We start from the raw sequence: 21319 nt of genomic DNA on the forward strand, positions 1-21319 counted from the left end.
CGCCCGGGCCCGCCCGTCGGGCTCACTCCATCGGGCGCTCCGGGAAGGCCGCGGCGGCCCGCAGCACGACCCCGTCCCGGTAGCGCGCCGCGATCAGCTGGAGGCCGATCGGAAGGCCGTCCGCGTCCATGCCGACCGGGACCGTCGCTGCCGGCTGCTGGGTCAGATTGAACGGGTACGTGAACGGGGTCCATCCGGTCCAGCGCTGCAGGGCGGAGCCCGTCGGAGCCTCCCGGCCCGCTTCGAAGGCGGTGATCGGCAGCGTCGGCGTCACCAGGACGTCGAACCGCTGGTGGAAGCGGGCCATCCGGCGGCCGAGCTCCAGGCGGGCCGTCTGCGCGGCGAGCAGCTCCAGCCCGGAGAGCCGCGCACCGCGCACCGCCATCTGCCGCAGCCCCGGATCGAGCAAGTCCCTTAGCTGTGCGCCCAGTTGATCGACCAGGCGAGCCGTTCCGGCGCTCCACAGGGTGTGGAAGACGTCGACCGGGTCCGCGAAGTCGGGGTCGGCCTCCTCCACATGCGCGCCCAGGTCGGCGAGCCGGGTCACCGCGGCCCGTACCGCCGCCGCGACCGCCGGGCGTACTGCCACCTGCCCGCCGAAGGAGGGGGAGTAGGCGATGCGCAGTCCCTTGACGCCCGCCTCCGCGTCCTCGGCGAGGGCCGCCGCGTACGAGTGGGCCGGGGGTTCCAGGGCGGTCGGGTCGCGCCAGTCCGCGCCGCTGATCACGTCGAGGAGCAGCGCCGCGTCCGCCGCGTCCCGGGCGATGGGGCCCACGTGGGACAGGGCGCTGAACGAGCTCGCGGGGTACAGCGGGACCCGGCCGTACGTCGGCTTGAGCCCGAACGCCCCGCAGAACGAGGCCGGGATGCGGATCGAGCCCCCGCCGTCCGTGCCGAGCGAGAGCGGCGCCGCCCCGGCCGCGACGGCCGCCGCGCTGCCCCCGCTGGAGCCGCCCGCCGTGCGCGTCGGGTCGTGCGGGTTGCGGGTGACGCCGGTGCGGGGGGAATCGGTGACGCCCTTCCAGCCGAACTCGGGGGTCGTCGTCTTGCCGACCAGCACCGCCCCGTGCTCGCGCAGCCGGGCCACGGCAGGGGCATCCTCGTTCCAACTCCCTTGTTCCGACGTGGTGTTGGACCCTCTGAGCGTGGGCCCGCCGGCTTGCAGGAGCAGATCCTTCACGGACACGGGCACCCCGTCGAGAAGCCCCTTGGGCTCCCCGGCACGCCACCGTTCGGTGGATGCGCGGGCCTGGGCCAGGGCGGGTTCGGTGTCGATGCGCACGAACGCGTTGAGGCGGGGCTGGATCGCCTCGATCCGGGCCAGCACGGAACGGGTCGCATCGAGAGGGGAGAAGGTGCCTGCCCGGTAGCCGGCCAGGAGTTGACGTGCCGTCAGGTCGAAGAGTTCGCTCGGCTCGGTCATGAATGGTGTCGTACCCATGTTTGTGCCGGGCCACGTGGCTGGGCAGGATCGGCTTCCCCGAGCGGGGCCAGCCCCAGCTCCGCCAGGGGCGCGGGGCTGTGACATTGTGCGGCTCCGCCGCGCCCGCCCCGGGGTCGGTTGGGAAGCCGCTTCCGCATGTGTATTGGTCGACTGCAGGCCGTCGTGGGCTGGTCGCGCAGTTCCCCGCGCCCCTGGCGGGGTTCGGTTCGCCGGGGGTGACCCGGCCACGCCATTCGTGGCGCGGGAATAAAACGGAGTCACCCTCCTGTTTGGCTTCGCGTACGCAGAACGCGTACGACCTGACGAGCTGGAGGCGCGGACCGGTGGACGTGGATGCGATTCGAGGGACGGCGGTCGGAACCGCCCCCGTACCCCTGTCCGTACTCGACCTGGTGACCGTCGGCAACGGTTACACCGCGAACCGTGCCCTGCGCACCAGCGTGGAGATCTCGCAGCTCGCCGAGCGGCGCGGCTTCCACCGGCACTGGGTCGCCGAGCACCACTCCATGCCGGGTGTCGCCTCGTCCGCGCCGGCCGTGATCCTCGCCCACCTCGCCGCGCACACCTCGCGCATCCGGCTCGGTTCGGGCGGTGTGATGCTGCCCAACCACGCCCCGTTGGTGATCGCCGAGCAGTTCGGCACGCTGGAGGCGATGGCCCCGGGCCGCATCGACCTCGGGCTCGGGCGGGCGCCCGGCACGGACGGCGCGACGGCCGCCGCGCTGCGCCGCACCGACAGGCTCAACGAGGGCGCCGAGGACTTCCCGCAGCAGCTCGCCGAGCTGACCCGGTTCCTCGACGACGACTTCCCCGACGGGCACCCGTACGCCCGCATCCACGCGGTGCCGGGTCCCGTTCAGGGCCCCTCGGCCCGGCCGCCCATCTGGCTGCTCGGCTCCTCCGGTTTCAGCGCCCGCCTGGCCGGCACGCTCGGTCTCCCCTTCGCCTTCGCGCACCACTTCTCGGCGGCGAACACCGTTCCGGCGCTGGACCTGTACCGGGATTCCTTCCGGCCGTCGCAGGTCCTTGACGCGCCGTACGCCCTGATCGGAGTCTCGGCGCTGGCGGCGGACGACGAGAAGGAGGCTCGGCGCCAGACCCTGACCAATGCGCTCTCGATGGTCCGCCTGCGCACCGGCCGGCCGGGCCTCGTGCCGACCCCGGAGGAGGCCGAGTCCTACCAATTCAGCGCGCTGGAGCGGGAGTTCGTGGACAGCTGGCTGGCGAACGTCGTCTCCGGGACGGCGCAGGAGGTGCGGGTGAGGCTGGACGAGCTCCAGAAGCGCACCGGTGCGGATGAGCTGATGATCACGGCCAACGCGCATGGGCCCGAGGTGAGGGTGCGCTCCTACGAGCTGATCGCTGACGAGTACGGGTTGCCCCAGCTATAACCCCCTAGGGGCGCGGGGAACTGCGCGACCAGCCCACGACGGCCTGCGGTCGACCGGACAGAGGCGGAAGCGGTTGTTCCCAACTGGCCCTGGGGTGCGCCGGGGTCTGCTCCCGCCGGTTTCCCGCCGTCTGCGGACCGTGCGTGGCTGGTCGCGCAGTTCCCCGCGCCCCTTGGCGGCATGGGGCTCAACTCCGCTCTGGAGCGCGCGGGTTCCTCCCCAGGGCCCCCAAAGGCAAGGGGGGTTGGGGGCCCAACTAGCCCTCAAATCAAGCCGGTTCCGCATTCAGTAGGGTGCTGACCACCCCGGTCAGAGCGTTCCGCAGCGCCACGTCGGCCACCAGGCCCGAGCCGGGGTCGATCGCGTCCCGCGGGACCGGGACATGGGCGGCCGCCGCGTCCACGACGAACGCCCCCGTGTAACCCAGCACCGTACGCAGCGCCGCATGCGCCCCCGCCGCGCCCGTCGGGGCGACCGACGCGTTGATCCAGCCCACCCGCTTGTCCGTGATCTCGACGCCGCCCACCGTCCAGTCGAGCAGGTTCTTGAAGGAGCCCGGCAGGTCGCCCGCGTACTCCGGGGTGCAGATCAGGATCGCGTCCGCGTCCGCGATCAGGGCGCGCAGCCGCACCACTTCCGCGGGCAGCGGCTCGGTGTCGTCGTCCGGGTTGAAGTGGGGGAGTGCGCCCATGCCTTCGTAGGTGACGGCCCTCGCGCGCCCGGCCGCCAGTTCCGCGAGCGTGCGGACCACGGCCGAGTTGGTGGAGGCGGCGCGCAGGCTGCCGCTGATGAGGACGAGGGTCGGGATGCCGGTCATGCCGCCGATGCTACGTCGGTAAAACCTGGGTTACCGGAGAGGACTGGTCCAGCCCGTCCCCCGACGCCCCCGCGGCCGCGCATGGCCAGTCATCGCCGGGTGCGGGCGGCCCGAGGCGCCTCAACTCCGCCCCTGACAGGCGCATTCACCTCCCGATTGGTCTAGTCCTCAATTTGGTTCAGACCATTGACGTGGCCGGGATCCGATCGCTATCACTTCCTCAACCGCCGTCACCCGCACCCCCTGTGCCGCATCCCCCGGAGGCCGTCTTGCACCGCCGCAGACCCCTTGTTGCCGCCCTGAGTACCGCCGTGCTCGCCGCCGGCGCCCTGGCCGCCTTCGCGGGCCTGGGCACCGCATCCGCCGCGACCGCCGCCCAGAGTGCCGCGCCTTCGACGGGCGGCGTGAAGATCGCGTACTACGACCAGTGGAGCGTGTACGGGAACGCCTTCTACCCCAAGCACCTCGACACCCGCGGCATCGCGGGCAAACTGGACGTCCTCAACTACTCGTTCGGCAACATCGACCCCACCAACCTCACCTGTTTCGAGGCGAACAAGGCGGCGGGCGACGACAACAACCCCAACGCCGGTGATGGCGCGGGCGATTCGTTCGCCGACTACCAGAAGTCGTTCTCGGCCGCCGACAGCGTCAGCGGCGCCGCCGACACCTGGAACCAGCCCATCGTCGGGGTGTTCAACCAGTTCAAGCAGCTCAAGGCCAAGTACCCCAAGCTGAAGATCAACATCTCCCTCGGCGGCTGGACGTACTCCAAGTACTTCCACGACGCGGCCCTCACCGACGCCAGCCGCAAGAAGTTCGTCTCCTCCTGCATCAACCAGTACATCGCCGGAAACCTGCCGGTCGACGGCGGGTACGGCGGCGACGGAACGGCGGCCGGGATCTTCGACGGCATCGACATCGACTGGGAGTACCCGGGCTCGCCCGACGGCCACCTCGGCAACCACTACGGCGCCGAGGACAAGGCCAACTACACGGCTCTGCTGGCCGAGTTCCGCTCGCAGCTGGATGCGTACGGAGCCGCGCACGGCGGCAAGCACTACCTCCTGACGGCGGCCCTCCCGGCCGGCCAGGACAAGATCAAGAACATCGAGACGGACAAGATCGGCGCGTCCCTCGACTACGCCAACATCATGACGTACGACATGCACGGCGCCTGGAACGCGACCGGGCCCACCTACCACCAGTCCCCGCTGGTCTCGCCCGCGAACGACCCGACGGACGTGATCAAGCCCGGCACCCAGAAGTACTCGATCTCCAACGCGATCGACTCCTGGATCGACGGCAACGCGGCCTACGGCATCGCGGGCGGCTTCCCGGCCAACAAGATCACGCTCGGGTACGAGTTCTACTACCGCGGCTGGAAGGGCGTCCCGGCGGCCAACAACGGCCTCGCCCAGACCGCGACCGGCCCGTCCAATGCCCGGCCCACCAGCCAGGTCGCGGGCACCGCGCTCTACAAGGAACTCGGCGGCATCGTCGACAACCCGGCGACCACGTTCTGGGACGCCGACGCGAAGGCCTCGTACTTCTACAAGGACGGCGAGTTCTTCACCGGCCTCGACAAGCAGTCCATCCAGGCCCGCGCCGACTATGCCCACCAGCGTGGCCTCGCCGGCGCCATGATGTACAGCCTGCTCGGCCTCGACGACAACACCACGCTGCTCAACGAGATCGTGGCCGCGGTCGGCTCGTCCCCCTCCTCCTCCCCGGACCCGACGCCGACGGCCACCGGCTCCCCGTCGCCGACCGCGACCAACAGCCCGTCCCCGGCCCCCGGCGGCTGCACCGCCACCGCGTGGGACAAGGCGGCGGCCTACGGCGGCGGTACGCAGGTCTCGTACGGCGGTCACACCTGGAAGGCCAAGTGGTGGACGCAGGGCGAGCAGCCCGGCACCACCGGCGAGTGGGGCGTCTGGCAGGACCTCGGCGCCTGCTGACCTGAGCGCCCCCGCACACGCGGCCGCCCCGCTCCTCGCCCTGTGGCGGAGCGGGGCGGCCGTCCACGTACCGGCGCTCAGACCTTCTGCGGGCTCAGCGCGACCATCTCGGCGATCCGGTCCGGCGCGACCGCCCGCGAGTAGAGCCAGCCCTGGCCGGTGTCGCAGCCGATCCGGGCGAGCCGGGAGGCCTGTTCGACGGTCTCCACGCACTCGGCGGTGACGGTGAGCCCGAGCCGGTGGGCGAGCTGGACCATCGCCTCGACGATGGTCTCGTCGGCCGGGTTGGGGTGGGCGCCGCCCTCGTCGTACTGGAAACCGCGCACGAACGACCCGTCCAGCTTGAGGACGGAGACGGGCAGCCGGCTCAGGTAGGCGAGGTTGGAGTAGCCGGTGCCGAAGTCGTCGATCGCGATGTGCACGCCCATGTCGGACAGGGCCTGAAGGGCCTGGAGCGGGCGGCCCGCCGAGCCCATCACCGCGGACTCGGTGAGCTCCAACTGGAGCAGGTCGGGCGGGAGCCCGGTCTCCGCGAGGATCTCCGCGACGTCCGCCACCAGGTCGGAGTCCCAGACCTGGCGCACCGCGACGTTGACGCTGACGAAGACCGGCGGCACGTCCGGGTGCTCGATCTGCCAGCGCCGCGCCTGCCGGCACGCGGTGCGCAGCACCCAGCGGCCGAGCTGGACCACCGAGCCGTCTTCTTCAGCAATTCCGATGAACCGATTCGGCGGGAGCATCCCGAACTGCGGATGGTTCCAGCGCACCAGCGCCTCGACGCCGTGCACCACCCCGTCGGCCATGCCCACCAGCGGCTGGTACTCCAGCGTGAACTCCCCGCGCTCGACGGCCGGCCGGAGCGTGGAGGACAGCGCCTGCCGGGTCATGCGGTGGGCGTTGCGCTCGGGGTCGAACAGCGTCCAGCGGGCCTTGCCGTCGGCCTTCGCCCAGTACAGCGTGGTGTCGGCGGCCTGCATCAGACCGGTCGCGGTGGTGCCGGCGCCGGCCCGCTCCACCACCCCGATCGACGCCGACACCGACAGGCGCTGGCCCGCCAGGTCGAACGGCTGCTGGAGGGCTTCCAGTACGGACCGGGCGAGCTCGGCCAGCTGCTCCGTGCCCGTGGAGTCCTCGACCAGGACGGCGAACTCGTCGCCGCCGAGCCGCGCCACCAGGTGCCCGCCGCTGCGCGCGTACCCGGCCTGGTCGGCGCACTCGGTGAGGCGGGCCGCGACCGCGCTGAGCAGCCGGTCGCCGACCCGGTGGCCGAGCGTGTCGTTGACCGCCTTGAACCCGTCGAGGTCGAGGTAGCAGATTCCGATGCGGCCGGTGCCGCCGTCGTAAGTGGACGCTTCGAGCGCGGAGTTGAGGCGCTCGAAGAAGAGGGTGCGGTTGGGCAGCCGGGTCACCGGGTCGTGCATCTGGAGGTGGCGCAGGCGCGCCTGGAGCTCGCGCCGGTCGCTGATGTCCGCGATCGAGAGCAGCACGCTGGAGCTGTCGGGCACGGGCGCGACGGTGACCTCGGCCCAGAGCGAGTGCCCGTCGGGGTGCTTGAGGCGGCGGGTGCAGCGGAACCGGTTGCGGGCACCGCGCAGCACCTCGCGGTAGGCGTGCCAGGTGCGGTTGTCGGCGGCCAGATCGACGAGGCCGGCGGCGTCCTGCTCGTGCAGCGCGGCCGGGTCGGTGCCCAGGAGTTCGGCGAGCGCGTCGTTGGCGGCGACGACGGTGCCCTCGCGGTCGACGACCGCCATCGCGAGGTGGGCGGCGTTGAACGCGGCCCGGTAGTCGCGCAGTTCGGAGGCGCTGCGCCCCGCCGCGTACTGGGTGGCCTGCTCGGCGCGCTCGGCCCGCAGGGCGGCCAGGAGCTCGGCGGCCCGGTCGGCGAGCGGGCCCGCCGGCTGCTCCGCGGGGGAGTCCGGCGCGGGGCCGGTCGGTTCCGGCGGATGTTCGGGCGGGGGGTTTCCGGCAGGTTCCGGAGGGCGCTCGGCCAGGGCGCCTCCGAGCCGGTCGATATGACGCTCTGTGATCGGCGACCGGGTGGTCGCGGGTGCTGGACCCGGTCCTTCGGAGGTTCCGCTCACCGCTGGCTCCCGCAGTGCAATCGAGTTGTGCAGAGGTAGTACGGAGTTGCTCTGGTTCTTCGGCCGGGGTGGACGACAGCCTTGTGAGCCGGTTCCACGCAGGAAAGTGTGCCGATCATAGAGGCTGGCGCGCGGCGCGATCCAGCTTCGTCGTCGTGATCAAGGGCACCAGGAGTTCCGGGGCGATCGTTGACCGATCGTTTCTGCGCGGGTGTGGCCGGGCTCGGGCCCTCGGTGATCGGTCGTGACTTTCCGTAAGTCATCGGGGTGTCGCCCCCCTTCACCTTTCTGGGGCAGCAAAACAGGGCGTATCTGAATAGACCTGCACAAAGTGGGTGGGATGTCCCGCATCCCGCTCCCGGAGGTCGACGTGCAGCGTCAGCAGACACCCGGGGGAGTGGAGCGTGTCCGGCTGCGCAGTGCGGCGGCGGCGCTCACCTCCCTCTCGGCGCTCGCCGCCATCTCGCTGGCGTCGGGTCCCGCCGTCGCGGCGAACGCCGCGGTGCCCTGCGCCCTGCCCCGGACCAAGGCCCACCACTCGCTCGGCCTCGACACCTGGAACGCCGCCTATCCGCGCCCGGTCCGCGCCCTGAACGCGGTGATGATCTTCCTGTCCTTCCCGGACTCGAAGCCGGCCACCACCCCCAAGGACCTGGCCGCCGACTACTTCCCCGCCACCAGCCGCTTCTTCGAGCAGGCCTCGTACGGCAAGTTCCGGCTGAACGCCGAGCCGCAACAGCGCTGGGTGCGCATGCCGGCCGCGTCGACCTCGTACCGCATAGCGCGCGACTGGGACCCGGACCAGCGCACCCGCTATCTGCAGGACGCGATCCGCGCGGCCGATCCGACCACCGACTTCTCGAAGTACGACATCGTCTATCTGGTCGCCGACCCGGACGCGCCCGGTGTCGACGCGGACGCCACGAAAGTCGTCAACTTCGACCGGCCCGTGCGCGCGGACGGGCGGGACGTCAACCGTGTCGTGACCGTCTTCGAGCACCACCCGCCGGACCGCAACGTGCTGGCCCACGAGACCGGGCACGTCTTCGACCTGCCGGATCTCTACCACCGCCCCCAGGACGGGAAGAGCGGCGACTGGGACACCTATGTCGGCGACTGGGATGTGATGGGCAGTCAGTTCGGCACGGCGCCCGACCTGTTCGGCTGGCACAAGTGGAAGCTCGGCTGGCTGGACCGGCAGGAGGTCGCCTGCGTGACCGGCGACGGCACGAGCAGGCTCACCCTGGAGCCGCTGTCCGCGTCCCCCGCGAAGGCGGGCGCGGCTGGCAAGCGCCTCGCGGTGGCGCGTACCGGCGAGGACAGCGCGATCGTCATCGAGGTGCGGGACTCGGGCGGCCTGGACCGGGCGAGCTGCAAACAGGGACTGCTCGTCTACCGGGTCCGCAGCGGGTCCGCGTCCGGCGGCGGCCCGGTCGAGGTGCTCGACGCCCATCCGGGCACGGACGCGTGCTGGGAGAGGTCGGTGTACCCGGCGCTCGCGGACGCCCCGGTGGCGCTCGGCGAGACGTTCACGGTGCCCGGCGAGGGCATCAGGATCGAGGCCGAGGGCCGGACGAAATCGGGTGCCTGGACGGTCAAGATCTCCCACTGAGCGGTTCCGGCAGTGGGCATGACCGGCCCTCGCCGCGGACACGAAGAAGCCCCCCGCTTCCGCGAGGGGCTTCTTCCGTCTGTGCGCCGCCAGGGACTCGAACCCCGGACCCGCTGATTAAGAGTCAGCTGCTCTAACCAACTGAGCTAGCGGCGCCTGCTGACGTCGTAGACATTAGCATCCTGATCGGCGCGAGGAAAAATCGATATCCGGGGAAGGTCCGCGGGCTTGTTCTTGGCCGCCCGGACACAGGCCCACAGCAGTACGTCGGGCCCCGGCAGCCAGGGGCGGCGGGTGTCCGGGGCCACCAGCCAGCGGGCCGCCCCCGTGTTCTCCCGCTGCGGGCGGACCAGGGCCGGGACGGTCACGGCGTCGCCCGCGCCGTGACAGAGCAGCGGCGGGACCGGGACCTCGGCGCCGTGCCACTCCTCCCACGCCAGGAGCGAGGGCAGCCGCTGCGCGGTGCCGGGCGCGGCGAACAGCAGCATGCGCCCGCGGTGGATCGCGACCGGCCCGGAGCCCGGCCCCTCGGCCCACAGCCGGTCGAGCATCCGGCGCCCGAAGATCGACGGCACGTTCACGACGTCGAAGACCGTGCCGCAGGGCAGCACGCCGGGGGCGGTCGGCCGGGCCTCCCAGAGGGAGAGGGTGCTGCGCGCGTGAGTGGTCGCGGACGACAGCCAGGCGGCGCCCGCGGCGGTCACCTCGCCGACCTGCTGGTCGTCCTCGTCGCGCAGCGCCCGGAAGATGTCGTACGCGTCCTCGCTCCCGGCCGGTCCGCCCCGCCCGCCGACCGCTGTGAGCGGGCCGCTGCCCGTCCTGGTCTCCCGGACCCCGCTGCCCCTGCCGTTGTCGCTGCTCATGCTCTACGTCTACCGGCTGGCCAGGTTCCGGTTCGGTGACTTGGCGGAAACCGGGACAGGGCGGGGCGGGAGGGGGTATCTTGCGCCCCGGCATATGCCCGGGGCCCGTGGCCGGGGTGGTGCGGGCGGTCGGGATGCTCTAGGGGAGTTCTCCCGCGCGCATCAGATCGCGGCCGAACTCGATCATCTTCTTCGCGTAGTCCTCGGTCCACTGCGCCCGTTCCGCCACGTCGGCGGGGGTGAGCCGGTCGAAGCGGCGGGGGTCGGCGAGCTGGGCCGCCGCGATCGCCTGGAACTCGACCGCCCGGTCCGCCGCCGCCCGGAAGGCGAGGGCCAGCTCGGTCGCGCGCGAAAGAAGCGCCCGGGGATCCTCTATGGACTCCAGGTCGAAGAAGTGCTCCGGGTCGGCGGTGGCCTCGGAAGGCTCGAAGAGCAGCGGCGCGGGCCTGAGCCGCTGCCGCTCCTCTTTCCGCTCGTGCTCCGGCATGTCTGTCCTCCCAGGGGCAAGTTCGACGGTCACGGTCCGGGCGCCCCGGGCCACCGTCCATTCTCCCGCGCGTACGCAAGGGGGCCTTCGCGGGGCCGTGAGCCGGTGCGGCTCAGGGCTGCCAGACACTGCGTCCGTTGGCCGCCTCCGGCGGCATGCCGGACTCCGTCCGGCGGTGGGCCTGTCCTGGTTCAGGGCTGCCACACCACCCAGTGTTCGGCGAGATGAGAGAGCACCGCATGGTTCGCCTCCCACCCATCGGGGCTGTTTCCATTGGCCGCCTCCGGCGGCATGCCGGACTCCGTCCGGCGGTGGGGCCGTCCCTGGCTCACGGCTGCCAGCTGATCCGGTGTTCCGCCAGGTGGGACAGGACCGCATGGTTCGCCTCCCACCCATCAGGAAACTTCACCGTCACGCCCAGCTGGACCGGTTCCGTCGACGGGTGGTCGTCCAGGAGGTCCGTCACGCCCGCGCGGCACACCACGACGCAGGCGTGCCGGTGGCGCGAGGCCAGCACGCACAGGCGGCCCGTCTCCAGGTGGAAGGCCGTCGCGTCCGGGCGGCCCGAGAGCGGGTGCAGGACGACCGTCACGTCGAACTCCCTGCCCTGGAGCCGGTTCGCGGTGTCGACCGCCACCCCGCTCACGCCAAGGTCCGCGAGCGCCGCCCGGACCGCGGCGGCCTGGTCGCGGTGTGCGGTGCCGACCGCGATCCGGGCCGCCGTGAGCGGGACCGGCTCCGGCGAGCGCTCGCTGGTCGCGGCCCCGCCCCGGTCCAGGAGGCGGCGTACGACCTGGGCGACGGCGCGGACCGCCTCCGGGTCGGTGCGCGGGGTGTGCCGGGCGGGCAGTTCGAGCAGGGCCCAGCCCGACTCGGCCGCCTCGTCGAGCGCGCGGTCCGGCGCCGAGCCGTCCGAGGCGACGCCGAAGGCGAGCCGCCGGTCGCCGTGATCGGTGCCGCTGCGGAACGGCGTGAACGGATAGAACGCGTCCGAGACCAGCGGCGCCGCCGACGCCGGCAGCCGCCAGGAGACGGGCAGCCGGTGCTGCGGCAGCTCCGGGTTGTGCGCGAGCAGTGTCGAGACGGCGCTCGCCGACGGGTCGTAGGAAAGCCCCGCCCACTGCTCGGCGTCGGCGATCGCGAACGGGTCGAGCTGCCCCGGATCTCCCACGAACAGCGCCCGTTCGAAGAGCCCGGCGACCGCGAGCAGCGCGTCGGAGCGCATCTGGTACGCCTCGTCCACGATCGCGTGCCGCCAGGGCCCTCCCGTGTCGGTGGACTTGACGTGCGCCCACTTCGCCGCCGTCGAGATCACCACGTCCAGGCCCGCGAGATCGCCCGCCTTCGACGACTTCCGTACGTTCTCCAGCTCGTCCAGGGCCTTGTCGTACGGGTCGCTGTCGCTGCTGTGCAGACGGCCGACCGGCAGGTCCGGGGCCTTTTCCGCGAGGCGTACCACCAGGTCGTCGACCTGCGAGTTGGTCTGCGCGACCACCATCAACGGGCGCCCGGCGGCGGCCAGTTCGAGGGCGGCGCGCACCACGAGCGTGGACTTGCCGGCGCCCGGCGGCGAGTCCACGACGACGCCGCGGGAGACGCCGTGCAGGGTGTCGGCGAGGATCGCGTCGGTGGCCGAGGCCGCGGCCGCGCCCGGATCGAAGGCGGTCACAGAATGTCCTCGGAGGTCAGCGGGTCGGGCTGTTCGGCGCCGCTGCCCGGCGGGCCGCCGTGGGTCCACGGGGTGGCTTCCGGGTCGGGCAGCTTGGGGGCGCCGCGCTGCTCGTGCTCGAACAGCGTCCAGCAGATCCGGTCGCCCTTCTCGGGGACGGAGCCGGGCGCCGGGTCCTTGGCGCGCCCCATCTTGTCCAGGATCCGCAGGACGAGGGCGCCTTCCGGTTCGTACGTCACGAACTCGGCCTTCTGCGGTTTGCCGTCCAGGGTGCGGTAGACCTTCGCGCCCTCGGCGAGATGCGGGGCGTCGTCCGTGCGCAGGGTGACCAGGGGGCGCGGGCTGGGGCGCTTGGACTCCGTCCAGGCCGGGGTCACCTCGACGACCTCGCCCGCGAACGCCTCGCCCGCGAGCCGGCGGCCCGCCATCACGAGCGGGTCGTCCAGCGCCTCGCCCGCCTCAAGCTCGGCCTGCGCGCGCTCGCGCCGCAGCAGCTTGGTGGCGGCGGTCACCGCGTCGTCGCGGCGCGGCTGCGGCGGCTCACCCGCGGTGATGCGGTCCCGGTGGCCGGTGAAGGACCAGCGGTCGCTCGTCCAGCGCGCGGCGGCCCGCTCGCCCTCGGGGAGCTCCCGCAGCAGGTCCAGGGCGCGCCACACCGCCGCCCAGGTGGGCATGAGCTGCGCCGCGAGCAGACGCCGTATCTCCCGTTCCGCTACGGTCAGTTGACCGAGCCGCTCGTCCGCTACGAGGCCGTCCTCGGCCGCCTGCAACGCCTGGCGGGCCCGGTCGTAGCGCTCCACGGCGGGAGCGAGCAGGCGGTTGTCGAACGCCGGGTCGGTGGCCGGGCCGGCCGGCGGGCAAAGGAGCTGGCCGTCCGCGCCCCGCGCCAGCTCGGCCCGCAGCGCCGCCTGAGCCCCCGACTCGCCGTCGGGCGGGTCGATCCAGGCGAGCAGCGCGCCCAGGTGCTGGTCCTCCAGGCTGGACTGGCCGGTCGCCCAGTGCCGGTTCAGGAGGTCGGTCGCGGCGAGCAGCAGCGCGGCCCCGGGGGTGCGGGCACGCTCGGCGTAGTGCGTGAACCAGCGGCCGAGGAGCGGGACGCGGGGCGGCGCCGGATGGGGCGCGTCCGGGTCCTGCTCGGCGGCGCGGCGGAACCGCATCGAGCGGCCGAGCAGGCGCACGAAGTCGAGGCCGGCCCGGCCCGGGACGATCAACTGCGGCGCGTCCGCGCACAGTTCGACCTCGACCTTGGTCTTCTTGCCCGTCTCCGGATCGGTCTCGGAGCGCTCGGTGAGCTCGATGTCGTGGGCGTACGCGTCCAGGTACGGCAGTACGGCCTCGGCGAGATCGGCCAGGAAGCCGAAGCGCAGGTCGCGGTCGCGGGGCTGGGGGACGACGAGCAGCGTCGGGGCCGCGCGGTCGGCGCCGACCAGCGCGCCGAGCGGGGCGCCCGCCTCGCCCGCCGTGGTGAGCGGCACGAAGGCGAGGGGCCGCTCGGACAGATGGCGGTGGCGGACGGTGGTCAGCGGCTGTGCCCGGCCGGACTCGACGGCCTCAAGGCGGGCCAGGGTGGAGATCAGCGACACGGGGCGCCCGCCTCCGCGCGCAGGGCGGCCGCGCGGCGTACCGCGGCCACCGTTGGATCGGCGGGGTCGCCCGACTCGCCGCGCGCGGCCGCGAGGACCTCGCCGATCGTGGTCAGGCCGCCGAGCTCGCCCCGCAGGGAGCGGCCGAGCGCGGTCACCGCGCCCTCCTCGCGGGCCCGGCCCCGGCAGTGGAAGGCCAGCTCGCAGGCGGCCAGGCACTCCGGCGCGTACACCGCGGGCACCGCCTCGACGGCCGAGGCCAGGGACTCGCCGGACTGGCCGTCGAGGTCGAAGGTGAGGTCCGGCGGCAGGGCGTCCGCGATGTCCTCGATACGGGCCAGGCGCGTCAACTGCCGCCGGGTGACGGAGAGTTGCTTGCGCACGTCGATGACGGACGCGGTCGGCAGGTTCGAGAAGTCCTTGGGGCAGACCAGCAGGACCGAGTGGTCCACCGAGGCGCCGTCGGTGAGCGCCGCGACCCGCTCAAGGGCCAGGACGTACACCGCGGACTGGCGGGCGGCGGCGCCCACCTTCGACGGGTCGGCGGCCGCGTCGATCATGGGGAAGGACTTGATCTCGACGACCGTCCAGCGCCCGTCGGGGTGCACCACCACCGCGTCCGGCTCCAGGTAGGCGGGGGAGCCCGCCACTTCCAGGGCCAGCATCGGATGGTCGAGCAGCGTCCAGCTTCCGGCCGCGGTGGCTTCGCGCAGGGCGAGCGCGGTGCGGGCCGCGCGGCCCTCGGGACCGGCCGCCGCGAGATCGGGGGCGATGGCGTCGCCGGGCGGCTCGGCGCCCGCGCCCATCCGCTCGTGCAGCAGACGGAGCAGCTCGGTGCCGCCGTCGCCCTTCACCTTCGCCTCGAAGGCGTTGCCCCGCATGAACGCGAACTGGGACTGGCCGAACGCCGCCGACGGCGAGCCGATCGCCTCGGCGAGCGCGCCCTTGTCCACCCCGGCGCCGTCCAGGAGGGCGCGTCTGCGGCAGCCCGGGTTCGCGGCGAGGGCCGCGAGCGCCCGTGCGTCCAGCGGCCGGGCCGGGAGGGCCGGGCCGCGCAGCTCAGCGAGCCTTCGACGGAGTGCTGTCGTCGGCTTCTGCGGGGGTGTCGGAGGACTTCCGCTGCCCAGGGATTCGCTCACCCACGGAAGTCTCGCATCCGGCACCGACAATCGAGGCGCCCGTGGCGGAAGAGGCGGGCGCGAAGCGGGCGCGCACGCGCTCCGCGAGCCGCAGTACGGGCCTGGAGAGCCACAGGCCGAGGCCCATCACGGCGACGCCCGCGACCGCGTCGAGCAGGTAGTGGTTGGCCGTGCCCATCACCACGAACGTAATGGTCAGCGGATACGCGACGGCGGCGATCTTCGTTATTCGGCTGCCGCCGAACTTCCACAGCATCACCCCGCACCACAGGGCCCACCCGACGTGCAGGCTGGGCATCGCGGCGAACTGGTTGGTCATGCTGCCGAGCCCCCGGGGCGCGCTCGCCTCGCCGCCCCACCAGCCGTACGAGCCGTACTGGGCCATCGTGTCGGTGAAGCCCTGCACCGCCGGGAGCAGCCGGGGCGGGCAGGTCGGCAGGAACGTGAAGCCGATCAGGCCGAGCAGGGTGGAGGTCATCAGCCAGCTGCGGGCCGCCCGGTACTGGGTGGGGCGGCGGCGGAACAGCCAGATCAGGACGGCCGGCGTGACCAGGTAGTGCAGCGAGGCGTAGATGAAGTCGGCGGGTATGCCGACCGCCGGGGTGTGCGTGAACAGCCTGTTCAGCGGGTGTTCGGCGTTGAGGCTGAGAGCCTTCTCGATGCGCAGGATGGACAGGCCGTGCTCGACGGCCCGCGCCTCGTCGCCGCGTACGATCAGTCGTCCCAGGGAGTAGACCGCGTACACGATCGCGATCAGCGGGAGTTCGGTCCACCAGCGCGGTCGCGTGGCTTGCTGCGGCGGCTGCATCCGGCGGGTTCCTCCAACTGGTCCTCGGGTTGCCCGCGGGGGGCCTCCGGGTTTTTGGCGTGCATTCAACCGTACGGTGTAAGTGATCGCTCTCACGCAGCACCCCGGCGTTCCGGTCAGACGCCAAGATCCGACTCGGGGTTGCTTCGGCGGGTGCGCGATGATGGTTACCGGAATTACCGGAACATTTCGTACGTGATCGGGAGAGAACACCCATGGCAGCCGCCGCACCGCGCATCCTGCTGGCCCGGCACGGGCAGACCGAGTGGTCGCTCGCGGGCAAGCACACCGGCCGGACCGACATCCCCCTCCTGGAGGAGGGCCGGCGCGGCGCGAAGCTCCTCGGCGAGCGGCTGCACCGGGAGCCGTGGGGCGGGCTGCCCGGCGTCGAGGTCCGCACCAGTCCGCTCGTGCGGGCGGCCGAGACGTGCGAGCTGGCCGGGTTCGGGGACCGGGCCGAGCCGTGGGACGCGCTCATGGAGTACGACTACGGGGCGTACGAGGGCATGGCGCCGCCCGAGATCCAGGCGCTGCGGCCCGGCTGGTTCATCTGGCGGGACGGGGTGCCGGACGGGGAGACCCTGGCGCAGGTCTCCGCGCGGGCGGACGAGGTCGTGGCCTGGGCGCGCTCTGCCGGGCGGGACGTGCTGGTCTTCGCCCACGGGCACATTCTGCGGTCCATCGCGGCGAGGTGGCTGGGCGAGGAGATCTCCTTCGCGGCCCGCATCCGCCTCGACCCGACGTCGCTGTCGGTCCTGGGGTGGGCGTACGGGGCGCCTGCGCTGGAGCGGTGGAACGACACGGGGCACCTTGAGCGGTGAGCTGATCCGGTACGGGGCGGACGAGGTTGCCCGGGGCTCCGCCCCGGACCCCGGGGGTTGGTTGGCTCGGCTCCTGGGGATTCGCCCCAGACCCCGGCCAGCCCCCCCGGGGGGGTCGGTTGGCCCGGCGCCCGGGGCTCCGCCCCGGACCCCGGCGGGCTTCCCACCCGCCCACCCGTGACGGGAGTTGAGAAGGCTGAGCCCTGGGGCTGCGCCCCAGACCCCTGCGGGGACTTCGTCCCCTGCACCCCTTTCGGGGGCTGCGCCCCCCGACCCCGCGGGGACTTCGTCCCCTGCACCCCTTTCGTGGGGCTGCGCCCCAGACCCCCCGCGGGGACCTCGTCCCTCCAACCCCTCTCGGGGGCTTCGCCCCCGGACCCCCGTTCGCGCCTGAAGGGCGCTCGTCCTCAAGCGCCGGACAGGCTGGAAGTGGGCTGACGTCCGTATATGCCCGCCCGGCCGGGGGTGGGCTGACGTCCGTGTATGGCCGCCCGGGCCCGGGGGTGGGCTGACGTCCGCGTATGTCTCCTCGGCCAGGAGCGGGCCGGCGTCTGTGCCTGGTCGGTCCCAGGGGTGGGCCGGCGTGCGTCATCGGCTGGATGGCTCGGGGAGCGCGTACCGCATGCCGCCAGGGGCGCGGGGAACTGCGCGACCAGCCACGCACGGTCCGCAGGTGACAGCCCTCCGCACCGGCCTCCGCACAGCCGTCCGCACCACCAGCCCCTCCGGCGCTTGAGGAGCGGGGGGAGGAGGCGGGGGCGGCGCCCCGGGGAAGCGGGCCTCAGCCCATTTCCGCCCCCGGAGGGTCTCGGGAAGGGGCGGGGTGGGGGACAACCGGCTACACGGCCACCGCCGCCCGGCGTTCCAGGAACGCCGCCACCTCCGGCGAAGCCCTGTGCGGGGCCAGGATTCGGGACGTGTCCGCCAGCATCGCCTGGATTCGGGTGGACTGGACCTGGTTCAGGAGGTCCAGGACCTGCTGACCCGCCGCCGCGGATTCCGCCGGCGCCCCCGCCCGCGCGAGGTCGTCCGCGAGCTCGGCCCGGTACAGCGCCAGGTTCCGGGCGAAGTGGGGGTCCTGCACGGTCGCCGCGCGGTGCGCATGGCGGGCCGCCCGCGACCAGTCGCCCAGCGCCGACCAGCACTGCGCCTGGAGCATCTCCAGCTCGGCCTCGACGAAGAAGGTCATCCACTCCGGGTCGGCCGGCGAGGCGCCCCGCGCGAAGTGGGAGTGGGCCCGCGTCAGGGACTCCTCGCACGCCGAGCGGTCGCCGAGCCCCGCCCAGCCGCCGGCCTCGCGCAGCGCGAGCAGGGACAGCAGCCGGGGCGAGCCGAGCGCGTGCGCCGCGCGCTCGCCCGCCTGCGCCGCCCGCATCGCCTCGCGCGGCCGGCCCATGTCCCTGGCCAGGAACGACATGTTGCAGAACGCGTGCGCCTCAAGACCGGCGTCGCCCGCGAGCCGGGCCGTGGCGAGGGCCTCCGCGTAGTGCGAGCGGGCCTCGCCGAAGCGGCCCGAGTCGTGCGCCAACCAGCCTACGGAGATGGCCAGTTCACCCGCGCCCGTGTGCAGCCGCTCCTGCGTGGAGCGCCGCGCCGCGCTCGCGTCGAGCAGAGCGTACGCGGTGCGCAGCGGCTGGGCGGCCCGCTGGTAGAGCCCGTCCGCGCCGTGCCGGTCGTCGAGCAGTCTGATCCGGCGCACCGCCTCCTCGACGGCGCTCACCTCGGCCTCGCCGACGCGCTGGACGGGATGTGCGGATGCCGGGCCGAGGCCCAGCGAGACGGCCGCCACCGTGGCGGTGGAGCCCGTCATGAATGCGCGACGCAGCACGTCGCTCTCCTCGTGGTTCTGGTGATTGCGGTTGTGGATCTGGTTGGGGTGGATCTGGATGTGGATGCGGTCCGGCGGTTGGCCGGTGCTTTGGCCGGTGCCTTGGCTTGGACCTTGGCCGGACGAACCGTCGCGTGGATGGGCGGGGCGGGGCGTGATGTGGAGCAGGGGCGCGGCGGAAAGCGGGCGCGCCCCCCGGCCCCGTACCGTCTCTCTCGCCGAGAACCCCAAGTCGGCCAGGGTCAAACCCGGGAACATGTGCCGGAAGACCCTTTCGTACGCGTAGTTGGGGCAGCGGATCTCGCCGTTCTCCACGCGTCCGATGTAGCGGGCGTCGCAGGCGACCTGTTCGCCGATCTCGCGGGCGGCCCGGCGGACCGCGGCCGCGAACTCGCCCGGCGAACGGGCGCCCCTCAACTGCCGGAAGGCCACGTTGGGTTCCCGCGTCTGCCGGCGCGGCGTCTGCGGAGTCCGCTCGTTCACCCGGGGGTCTTCCTGGGGATCTGGTGACGGCGCCATGGCTCGACAGCTCTCTCTGGCGGGGTGGTGCGGAGCAAGAACGTACCTGCTGTGACGAGTCGTTCACTCAGTGTTTGGCTACAAACCGGATATCTCACCCACGATCCGCCATGAACTGCCATCCTTTGCGGCGGCGTGGTGCCGTTCCCCTTGACGCGCAAGGGCGTTGAACCATGTGGAGAGCGCCAGACACCGCAGAGACGCGGAGGGCTTGCCTTGTTGGAGGACTGCGTGAACACCGACACCGACATCGACTTCACAGGCTCCGGTACGCAGACGACGGCCGTCCGGCATCCGCATGCACCGCAGCCGAGCGCCCCGCCGGCCCTTGCGTGCGCCGTCGAGGAACCCTGCGACCTGGTCACCGTGCCCGCCCGCCAGGGGCTGGAGGCCGTCGACATCATCCGGCGCGGCTCCGCCCCGGCCGCCGTCGGCCCCGTCCTGCACGACGGGACCTGCGACACCCTCGGCTTCCTCGTGCCGTCGGGCACCGCCGCCGCCTGGGACGTGCCGGGCAGCGCCTGTACGGAGACCAACGGGCGCGGCCTTCGCATCGAAGGCCTGCCCGTCGAGCCGCCCGTCACCGGCTCGGGCTGGCTGCTCCCCCCGAACACCACCGAGGTCACCGACCCGGGCCTACTGCGCGCCGCCCTCGGTGAGGCGGCCCGGATGATCGAGGCCGCCGACGGGATCAGCGAGGCCGACGGCCGTTGATAGCCTGCGTCCGGAACTCCGCGCGGAACTCCGTCCGGAACCCCGCCCGGATCAGACACGGGCTCTGAGCGCCGCCACCGCGCGGGCAGGCGGCACCCGCTCGGCCGGTCGATAATGGCCGGATGGCGAAAAGCAGCAGGCGGCGCGGGCCCGAGCCCGTCGTCGAGACGGTGGACGGCGGCCTCGCCGAGCTCATACCCGACCGGGACCGGACCGGCGGGTGGACGCTGCTGCTCGACGGGGCGCCCCAGTCGCACGTGGACCTGGCCGCTCCGGACCGGCTGACCTTCGAGTACCAGCGCCGCCTCGGCCACGTCATCGATCTCGCGGCCCCGCCCGGCCAGGCTCTGAACGTCCTGCACCTCGGCGGCGGAGCCTTCACGCTGGCCCGCTACATCGCGGCCACCCGGCCCCGCTCCACCCAGCAGATAGTCGAGCTCGACGCCGCGCTCGTCCAGCTCGTACGCCGTGAGCTGCCGCTCGACCCCGGGGCCAGGATCCGGGTGCGGGGCGGCGACGCGCGCGCCGGGCTCGGCAAGCTCCCCGACGGCTGGGCCGACCTCGTCATCGCGGACGTGTTCAGCGGGGCCCGCACCCCGGCCCATCTGACCAGCACCGAGTTCCTCGCCGACGTACGCAGGGTGCTGAAGCCGGGCGGCACGTACGCCGCGAATCTCGCCGACGGGCCGCCGCTCGCGCATCTGCGGGGCCAGATCGCGACGGCCGCCGGAGTCTTCCCCGAGCTCGCGCTCGCCACCGATCCGACGGTGCTGCGCGGCAAGCGGTTCGGGAACGTGGTGCTCGCCGGCTCGGCCGTGCCGCTGCCCGTCGCCGAGCTGACCCGGCGCATCGCGGGCGACCCGCACCCCGGCCGCGTCCTGCACGGACGTGAGCTCGCCGACTTCACGGGCGGGGCCCTCGCGGTGAGCGACGCGAGCGCGAAGCCCTCGCCGGCGCCGCCGGCCGGGGCATTCCGCTGAGCGCACAGGTCCTCAGGTGTTGTTGATCTCCACCGAGGGCGGGTGGCCGTTCCAGGTGCAGAACACCGAGACGGTCTCGCTGCCCCGGGTGAAGGTGACCCGTATCCACTCCGACTGGATCCAGCGCTCCATCTGCCAGCCCGACGCGGGTGTCGCCGACACCAGCTGGGCCGAGGTGTCGCCGAGGTCGAAGACGACCCGGCCGCCCGAGACGTTGTAGCCCTGCACCGCTCCGGAATTGGCCGGGTCGCCCGAACTGCCGGACGGCGAGGGCGACTTGGTGCCGGACGGCGCGTGGCTGCCCGGCGGCTTGCCGCTCGCGGCGCCCTTCGACGGCTTCTGGGAGGGGGAGGACGACGCGGAGGGCGGGGTCTCCCTGGGCCGCTGGGTGGACGAGGCGTCCGGCTTCGCGCCTTGGGCGGTGTGCGCGTCGCCGCTGATCGGCAGGGCGCGCGGCGGGTCGTACACCGTGCCGGCGAGCACCGTGTGGACGCCCCACCAGGAGAGCGTGACCGCCGCTCCAGTGGCGAGCGACCACGCCAAACCGTGTACGAGTCCTCTGTGCATCCGGGCCATACTGCACCACGAGCCCCACCCGTGTC

Annotated in this window: 17 protein-coding genes and 1 tRNA gene; 6 read left to right on the forward strand and 12 right to left on the reverse strand. The window is 73.0% G+C overall.

Annotated features, from left to right (window positions below; all coding sequences use genetic code 11):
* Nucleotides 1-22: 22 nt before the first annotated feature.
* The gene (locus OHA17_RS25335) at nt 23-1423 is read right to left on the reverse strand and encodes an amidase (protein ID WP_406508496.1); all 1401 of its coding nucleotides are present in this window, start codon (nt 1421-1423) and stop codon (nt 23-25) included.
* A 350-nt stretch (nt 1424-1773) separates the two neighbouring features.
* On the opposite strand from OHA17_RS25335, the gene OHA17_RS25340 reads away from it, so the two are divergent.
* Entirely contained in the window at nt 1774-2835 is a 1062-nt protein-coding gene (locus tag OHA17_RS25340) for an LLM class flavin-dependent oxidoreductase (protein WP_406508497.1), read from the forward strand.
* A 268-nt stretch (nt 2836-3103) separates the two neighbouring features.
* On the opposite strand, the gene OHA17_RS25345 is transcribed toward OHA17_RS25340, so the two are convergent.
* Nucleotides 3104-3652, reverse strand: coding sequence for an NADPH-dependent FMN reductase (locus OHA17_RS25345; RefSeq protein WP_406508498.1), 549 nt, complete (start codon nt 3650-3652; stop codon nt 3104-3106).
* Nucleotides 3653-3921: 269 nt separating this feature from the next.
* Between OHA17_RS25345 and OHA17_RS25350 the strand changes: the two genes are divergently transcribed.
* Nucleotides 3922-5613 carry a glycosyl hydrolase family 18 protein gene (locus tag OHA17_RS25350; protein WP_406508499.1) on the forward strand — a complete coding sequence of 564 codons (1692 nt, stop codon included), beginning with the start codon at nt 3922-3924 and terminating at the stop codon, nt 5611-5613.
* Nucleotides 5614-5690: 77 nt separating this feature from the next.
* On the opposite strand, the gene OHA17_RS25355 is transcribed toward OHA17_RS25350, so the two are convergent.
* On the reverse strand, nt 5691-7406 hold the full coding sequence (locus tag OHA17_RS25355; RefSeq protein ID WP_406510810.1) for a putative bifunctional diguanylate cyclase/phosphodiesterase: 1716 nt from the start codon (nt 7404-7406) through the stop codon (nt 5691-5693).
* 628 nt (nt 7407-8034) lie between these two features.
* Between OHA17_RS25355 and OHA17_RS25360 the strand changes: the two genes are divergently transcribed.
* The gene (locus OHA17_RS25360) at nt 8035-9306 is read left to right on the forward strand and encodes a M6 family metalloprotease domain-containing protein (protein WP_406508500.1); all 1272 of its coding nucleotides are present in this window, start codon (nt 8035-8037) and stop codon (nt 9304-9306) included.
* 82 nt (nt 9307-9388) lie between these two features.
* Here OHA17_RS25360 and OHA17_RS25365 read toward each other — a convergent pair.
* The 7 genes from OHA17_RS25365 to OHA17_RS25395 all read right to left on the reverse strand — a co-directional run bounded on the left by OHA17_RS25365 (nt 9389) and on the right by OHA17_RS25395 (nt 15855).
* A tRNA-Lys gene (locus OHA17_RS25365) sits at nt 9389-9462 on the reverse strand.
* A complete protein-coding gene (locus tag OHA17_RS25370) occupies nt 9453-10169 on the reverse strand; it encodes a bifunctional DNA primase/polymerase (RefSeq protein WP_406508501.1) in 717 nt (238 codons plus the stop codon). The genes OHA17_RS25365 and OHA17_RS25370 overlap by 10 nt, the downstream gene beginning before the upstream one ends.
* A 139-nt stretch (nt 10170-10308) precedes the next feature.
* A complete protein-coding gene (locus tag OHA17_RS25375; protein ID WP_053730260.1) occupies nt 10309-10656 on the reverse strand; it encodes a hypothetical protein in 348 nt (115 codons plus the stop codon).
* 328 nt (nt 10657-10984) lie between these two features.
* Entirely contained in the window at nt 10985-12325 is a 1341-nt protein-coding gene (locus tag OHA17_RS25380; RefSeq protein WP_406508502.1) for an AAA domain-containing protein, read from the reverse strand.
* Entirely contained in the window at nt 12322-13908 is a 1587-nt protein-coding gene (locus OHA17_RS25385) for a hypothetical protein (RefSeq protein ID WP_406508503.1), read from the reverse strand. The genes OHA17_RS25380 and OHA17_RS25385 overlap by 4 nt, the downstream gene beginning before the upstream one ends.
* Nucleotides 13899-15047 (reverse strand): hypothetical protein, encoded by a 1149-nt coding sequence (locus tag OHA17_RS25390; protein ID WP_406508504.1) that lies wholly within the window; start codon nt 15045-15047, stop codon nt 13899-13901. The genes OHA17_RS25385 and OHA17_RS25390 overlap by 10 nt, the downstream gene beginning before the upstream one ends.
* Entirely contained in the window at nt 14968-15855 is an 888-nt protein-coding gene (locus OHA17_RS25395; protein WP_406508505.1) for a phosphatase PAP2 family protein, read from the reverse strand. Before OHA17_RS25395 ends, OHA17_RS25390 begins: the two co-directional genes overlap by 80 nt.
* Before the next feature lie 215 nt (nt 15856-16070).
* Between OHA17_RS25395 and OHA17_RS25400 the strand changes: the two genes are divergently transcribed.
* A complete protein-coding gene (locus tag OHA17_RS25400) occupies nt 16071-16676 on the forward strand; it encodes a histidine phosphatase family protein (RefSeq protein ID WP_406508506.1) in 606 nt (201 codons plus the stop codon).
* A gap of 838 nt (nt 16677-17514) precedes the next feature.
* Here OHA17_RS25400 and OHA17_RS25405 read toward each other — a convergent pair.
* Nucleotides 17515-19023, reverse strand: a complete 1509-nt coding sequence (locus OHA17_RS25405) for a hypothetical protein (RefSeq protein WP_406508507.1) — start codon at nt 19021-19023, stop codon at nt 17515-17517.
* A 231-nt stretch (nt 19024-19254) separates the two neighbouring features.
* On the opposite strand from OHA17_RS25405, the gene OHA17_RS25410 reads away from it, so the two are divergent.
* Complete coding sequence (locus OHA17_RS25410; protein ID WP_406508508.1) at nt 19255-19737, forward strand: hypothetical protein; 483 nt, start codon at nt 19255-19257, stop codon at nt 19735-19737.
* Nucleotides 19738-19859: 122 nt separating this feature from the next.
* Nucleotides 19860-20717 carry a spermidine synthase gene (locus OHA17_RS25415; protein WP_406508509.1) on the forward strand — a complete coding sequence of 286 codons (858 nt, stop codon included), beginning with the start codon at nt 19860-19862 and terminating at the stop codon, nt 20715-20717.
* Between the two features lie 12 nt (nt 20718-20729).
* On the opposite strand, the gene OHA17_RS25420 is transcribed toward OHA17_RS25415, so the two are convergent.
* On the reverse strand, nt 20730-21284 hold the full coding sequence (locus tag OHA17_RS25420; RefSeq protein ID WP_406508510.1) for a hypothetical protein: 555 nt from the start codon (nt 21282-21284) through the stop codon (nt 20730-20732).
* Nucleotides 21285-21319 lie beyond the last annotated feature (35 nt).

Origin of the sequence: Streptomyces sp. NBC_00212, from assembly GCF_045206365.1 — a bacterium.
Taxonomy (GTDB): Bacteria; Actinomycetota; Actinomycetes; order Streptomycetales; family Streptomycetaceae; genus Streptomyces.